Genomic DNA, 6,155 nt, shown 5'->3' with positions numbered 1-6,155 from the left:
GTTGAAACAGGGTGGCTGACGAGCGCTGAATGGTTTGCAGGTATTCTTGCTGACGCGAGTCGAGGCGAGTCATTCCGAGCAATTCGAGGGTGCCCAGTACCCCGTACAGCGGCGTGCGGATTTCATGACTCATGGTGGCCAGGAACAACGTCTTGGCTTCATTGGCGGCATCGGCAGCTCGTCTCGCTGCTTCCAGCGCGGCGGCATCCTCTATGTGCCGGGTGACATCATTGAAAGCATAAAGTCGTACATCCTGACCCTGATAGCGGGTCGAAACGAAACCGACTTGCAGGTGGCGGCCTTCAACTTCCAGGTAAGTCTCACCGACGTCGGTGCTGTTATGGTGCGGGTCAAGAACCGTCATCAGCTTGGCTGTTCCCTGCCATTGCTGGGCGCGCTGGTTTTCCATCAGGATCTTGTCATCCGAACGGCGCACCACGCACAGCCCCGTTGGCGCGGTATCGATCACCACCCGGCTGAATGCCTCGCTTTCCGCGATGCTTTCATGGGCGCGTCGGGCGGGGAGAATGACTTGCTTCTTGTACCAGCGGCTGGCGAGCCAACCCATGATGATGACGCTTGTCAGCAGTATTGCCAGGCTGGTCAGCGGCCATAGCGCATAGCGGAAAAAGCTCTTGAAGCTGATCGCATAGATGGCGGTCCACTGGGGGCCGATGTTGTTGGTGATTTTGAAGACCAGGCCGTCATGTTTGAAGTTAAGCCCTTCATTCAAGGGCGATTGCGGTCTGAGCGAACCGGTCAGTACCTCACCTGATGGCGCGACCAAGGTGAAGTGGTCATAGATTGACCATTCCATGGTGCGTTCGACATCGTTTACCTGGGACATGTCCAGCAGCGTTGCGACGAACACTCGGGAGTCGGCGCCACTGATGTGTAGTTGTTCAGGTTTTAACGGAATATCAATGTAGGCCATTAAGCGGACCGGTGTCGAACTGTCGGTGGTTTGATCGTAATGTCTCCAGTGGACCGCGCCATCGGCCAAAGACTGACTGTTTTGGTTCAAGTGCCCCAGGACCGTCTTTATCACCCTGGCGAAGGTCTGGTCGAAGTTCGCCGTACTGCCACGCAAGTGTCCGGCAGCCGGAACGGCGATATCGATAGTTTCCTTAATATTGAACAGGAAGATCTGCGGCGACTGGAAGTGCGAGACGGACCAGAAAGTGCTGTAGAAGGTGCTCAGGTGTGCACCCAGCGTGAAAACCTTTGGATGCTCGCTGCTGGCGATTTTCTGTTGATTGACTTTGATGCTGAAAGGCATCGAGAACGAAAACTCTTGCTCTTGATAAATGCCTTCTTGCGGCTGTGCTTTATGCAGATGCTCCAGGGTGTTTTCGTTATTGAGCAGTTCGTCCTGAACGCTGTATTGAGACAAGGTCTTCAAAAAGGTTTCTTGCTCACGAATGTTTCCCATCAAACGCGAAAAGTGAAAGCGGACCTCGTCGTACTGCTCCTCGATCAGACGTTGACATGACCAATAGCTGGTTCCGATCAGCAACAATGCCACTCCGAGCAACACCACCAACCCTTTGTTCAGTCGCAATGAACTGCGGGTGAGTTTCTCCAGGAGGGCGTTGTCGTGTTTCATTAAGGATATCCGCAGGATAGTGAAGAGTCGGTGCAGGATGGATAGTACCTCTGATGTTTGATGAGCGTCKGTCAGGCCAGAAAATTAATAAAATGTCGCCGGACCATCATTGGTCAGCAACTGCTGGAACTGGTCCGACGATACTGCATGGGAAATCAGAAACCCCTGAACCTGCGTGCAATCGATTTTGCGCAGCAGCGCAAGCTCCTGTGGCGTTTCCACTCCTTCGGCCACCACTGTCAGACCCAGTTTGCGACCCAGCGCGACAATGCTGGTCAAGGCTGAGGTCATTCCTTCGTTTTCATGGCAACCCTGGACCAGCGCCCGATCGATTTTGAGCTCGGTAAAGGGGGTCGAAATCAGGTTCACGTAAGAGCTGTAGCCCTTGCCGAAATCGTCTTGCGATAGGCCGAAACCCTTGATGCGCAGACGGCAGGCACCCGCGTAGAAGTTGCTGACGTCCTGCGGGATGGAGCACTCCATCAGTTCGAAACAGATCTTTCCCGGTATGCCTTGGTGGTGCAGGACAAATTCCAGCAGACGGTCCGCCAGGTCATGGCTGTTAAGCAGGTGCGTCGGCAAGTTGATCGACACGGGAATGTCATAACCCTGCTGGCGCCATCGCGCCTGGGCATAAATGACCTGCTTCAATACCAGCCATAACAAACGTTCCTCCAGTCCGAACGCTTTGAGCGCGGGCAGGAACGAGCCAGGAAGCATGACGCCTTGCTCCGGGTGCATCCAGCGCACCAACGCTTCGGCGGAGACGATGCGGCCGTTGGCCAGAGACTTCTTGGGCTGAAACCAGGCCTGAAACTGTCCGTCGCTCATCGCCCGGATAATCGAATGCCGGTCAAACTCCAGGGGCGCAGGAATGGCCTGTGAAGCGCTGCGGTTTTTGCCCTCGAGTTGTTCCGTCAGGCTGCGCAGTGAGGCTGAAGAGACGGGCTTGGAAATCAGTCCGATCACTTCCATTCCGAGATTTTTCGCTACTAGACTGGCGGCCGTCAGCATGCGCCTGGATGCGGCACTCATGATCGCCAGGGCGGGTTTGTAGTGCAGACCTGCCAAGCTCTGGATAAATTGAACGCCGTCCATACCCGGCATCAACAGGTCCGTCAGCACTAGGTCGAAATCGCACCGCTGCAAGCGTTCCAGCGCCTCTTTACCATCCTGTGCGGTTTCGAAATTGAACTCACCCAGTTCACTGAACAAATGCAGCAGATACATGTGCTGAAAGGGGTGGTCCTCAACGATCAAAATGTTATAGGGCTTCATGGGAGGTCCCTTCATAAGGCGCCAGGTAATTGAATAGGGCCCGCAACGCAAAGGGTTTGACCAGGCAATGGGTCATTCCGGCTGCAAGACACAGTTCTGCTTCTCCGCGCATGGCATTGGCMGTTGCTCCGATGATCGGGAGCGAGCAGCCCTGACGGCGCAGTTCTTTGGCTAACTCATAGCCGTTGACTTTGGGCATGTTCACGTCAGTCAGGACCACATCGAAGTCCCCGGCTTTCCAGAGCAGCAGTGCTTCGTGCCCATCGCAAGCCATCTCCACGGTGCAGCCAAGTTCCTCAAGCTGATCCCTGAGAATCAACTGATTGATGATGTTGTCTTCGGCCACCAGGATGTGCAGGTTGAGCTTCTTCAGCTCGCGTTTGTGTGCATATTCATCGACTCTGGCGACCCAGAGTCCCTGTGCCTGGCTAACCGCCTGGTGAATGGCGCTCAAATGGTTAAGGTTGACGTGCCAGCTACCCGCTTCGATTTGCGGTTCACTGCAACCGTTACCACTGACAATAATCAACTGACCCGACCAGTCGGGTACCAGCGGTTGCTCGACAGTGCCTGGATGCAGTTCGAGCAACAGGTCGCCGCCGGCGGCGTCCGCCTGGGACGGGCGGACGATCTGTGCCCGGGCACCCCAGCGGCGCAACCAGCCGCTGATGGATTCCGCGAGTTCGCGAATCGGCGAGACCACATAAATAGTCTCTGGCAACAGGCTGCTCATGGTGCTCGTCTCGACGGTGGCCGAGGCTTCTTCGAGCGGCAGGGTCAGCGTGAAGCTGCTGCCCAGTCCGAGTTCGCTGACCATGCGAATATGGCCGTTCATCAGTTGAGTCAGACGTTGGCAAATGGGCAACCCCAGCCCGGTTCCGGCAACAACATTGGTATTACCTTCGGTTTGATAGAACGGCTCGAAAATGAAGCTCTGGTCTTCCTGAGCAATACCGTTGCCTGTATCGGACACTTGCCACAACAGACTCGAACGTTCGCCATCGCGGTTCAGCAACTTGACGCGCAATACAACCCGACCGCAGTCCGTGAACTTCACCGCGTTACTGAGCAAGTTATTGAGGATTTGCCGGATCCGGGTGACGTCGCCGATCAGCCGTTCGGGCAGTTGCGGATCGAAGCAGGCGTAAAGTTGCAGTCCTTTGCCCATGGCGGCTGCGGCATAACCCTGAATGACTTCGTGAACCAGATCCAAAGGGGAGAACTCGCTCAATTCCAGTGCAAGTTGCCCGGCTTCGATTTTTGAGACATCGAGCACATCACAAATCAATTGGAGCAGGGTCGCGGAGGAACCTTCTATGGCGTGCAAATAGTCTTTTTGCTGCGCATCGAGTTGAGTCCGGGCCAATAACTCCAGGGTGCCCAGCACGCCATAGAGCGGCGTACGAATTTCATGGCTCATGGTGGCCAGGAACAGGGTTTTTGCCTCGTTGGCTGCATCGGCCGAGTGCCGGGCTTCCTCCAGCGCTGCTTCCACCTGTTTGCGTGCGCTGATATCGCTGAAGGCGCAAAACAGCACGTCCTCACCCTTGTAGCGGGTTGGCGCGCTACTGAGGTACAGGTGCCGACCTTCGACGGTTTCAAAGTAATCGGAGCGGGTGGGCTGTTCGGTGTCGAATGCCTGGCTGATCCAGCCGGCACACAACAGCTCGCGTTCCAGACCGTTACCCAGCCATTGCTGGGCCAGGGTATTTTCCAGTACCACTTGACCATCGGTACGGCGCAGTACGCATAGAGCCACGGGAGCCGTCTGGATCACATCACGGCTGAATGCCTCGCTCTCGATCAACGCCTGAATGCGGTTGATCGCAGGCGTAATGAAGCGACATTCGACACGCCGCATCAGCAACAGGATCAGCGTCACGCTGAACAGACAGAACACCAGCGAGCCCAACAGTTGCAGCCACAATCCGGACACCACCGCCAGCAGGTCGATCGAATACACCAGTTGCCAGTCTGACGACTTCAGCTGCTTGCGGATCACCAGGTGGTCCGGCACCAGACCACTGCCGACAAACCCGAAAAAATTGTCACCTTGGGGTTTGAGCAGCATCTGGCTCAATTGCGCGGTGTGACTGTTGGTAAATACCAGCATGCCCTGGGAGTTGAGCATCATAAACTCGCCCGCGCTCTGATCGTTCAGGGCCGTAGAGACTTCTCGGCTGTCCATCTCCAGGCCCAGCCAGCCGGAATCTGAATCACGGTCATCCAGACGAATGAATATATACAGATGCGAGCGTTGCTCAGACTGATCAGTGAGCCACAGTTCGTCGAGGGTCGATGTGTCACTGTCCTTTAGCACGTCCAACTGACTCAGCATGCTGGACGAAAAGTTGGGCACCACCGATGTTGAGTCATAGAGACGTGTTACTTGCGCATTCGGGCCGGTGTTCACGTAAAGCAGATTGACCTGTTTGCCTTTCATGTAGTCGCGCATGCGCTGGGTCAGCCAGATACTCCACAGATTGCCGGGAGTATTACCCAGTTGCAGATGAACTTCTTCAGTGGAGGGTAGGTAAACGATTGGTTTGGCCTGTTTGGATTTGCGCACTGCCGACAGACTGAGGCTTTCGAGCAAGGCTTCGCGATTGGTGAAGAAGGTGTACGCCTCGGCAATCGCACTGCTCATGTAGCCGCGACGTTGGGAAATATCATTGTTGAAGGTGAACAGCAGAAAGTTGTAAACGCCGCTCAGAATGCCGATCAATAAAACGAGTGCAAAAAGACGAAGCAGCCTTCTGGCTGCTTTGGGGCTTGATAACACCGGGCTGATCTGGAGCAGGTAACTTTTTAATCTCATCCGTCGACTCTAAAGAGCGACCTGTCGGATGGGCATCAGACGATTCTTAAACGCCTGGCTGGACGTTAGCTATTTGTAAAACATATCGACGATCACGGCGGCCTCAAAGGTTCCGGGTACAGGTGCGGTACGCCAGATCAAGTCGGCTCTGAAGTCATTTCTTATCTGACCGGCCTCGGTCAGTGCAGCCAGCTTGAACCAAGTGTTGAACGGGATCTTTTCGTTGGTTTCCTGGCGTACCAATGAAATGCCAACGGAACTGTTATTGGGCGGAACCAGCAAGTTGCTGATCACGCTCCCCCCACCGGGGGTGGTGGCGAATCGGGCGTTGACCGTATAGGGCGTATCGCAGCTTCTGAGCAGGCTCAGACTGAAATTGGCGGTGCTGGCGACCTGTCCGATTTGTGCTGTGCCGGAAAGGGCGCGGCGGAAATTGACCACACTGGGGGTAAT

The 6,155-nt window shown here is 55.3% G+C and carries 4 protein-coding genes; all 4 read right to left on the bottom strand.

Annotated features, from left to right (window positions below; translation table 11 throughout):
* The coding region (locus AC1DH9_RS19010; RefSeq protein WP_477808583.1) for a histidine kinase dimerization/phospho-acceptor domain-containing protein at window positions 1-1,606 on the bottom strand (1,606 nt) is incomplete at its 3' end.
* Between the two features lie 84 nt (window positions 1,607-1,690).
* On the bottom strand, window positions 1,691-2,884 hold the full coding sequence (gene pvrR / locus AC1DH9_RS19005; RefSeq protein WP_427540731.1) for a response regulator cyclic di-GMP phosphodiesterase PvrR: 1,194 nt from the start codon (window positions 2,882-2,884) through the stop codon (window positions 1,691-1,693).
* Window positions 2,871-5,702 (bottom strand): ATP-binding protein, encoded by a 2,832-nt coding sequence (locus tag AC1DH9_RS19000; RefSeq protein WP_427540610.1) that lies wholly within the window; start codon window positions 5,700-5,702, stop codon window positions 2,871-2,873. Before AC1DH9_RS19000 ends, pvrR begins: the two co-directional genes overlap by 14 nt.
* 69 nt (window positions 5,703-5,771) lie before the next feature.
* On the bottom strand, window positions 5,772-6,155 hold a 384-nt coding region (locus AC1DH9_RS18995; RefSeq protein WP_477808582.1), incomplete at its 5' end, for a fimbrial protein.

This window comes from Pseudomonas sp. 05T35, from assembly GCF_056396605.1.
This window is presented reverse-complemented; position numbering and strand designations above follow the sequence as displayed.

Coding starts and splice junctions, on each gene's coding strand:
- pvrR (WP_427540731.1), bottom strand. CDS start 2,884: ATGAAGCCCTATAACATTTTGATCGTTGAGGACCACCCCTTTCAGCAC.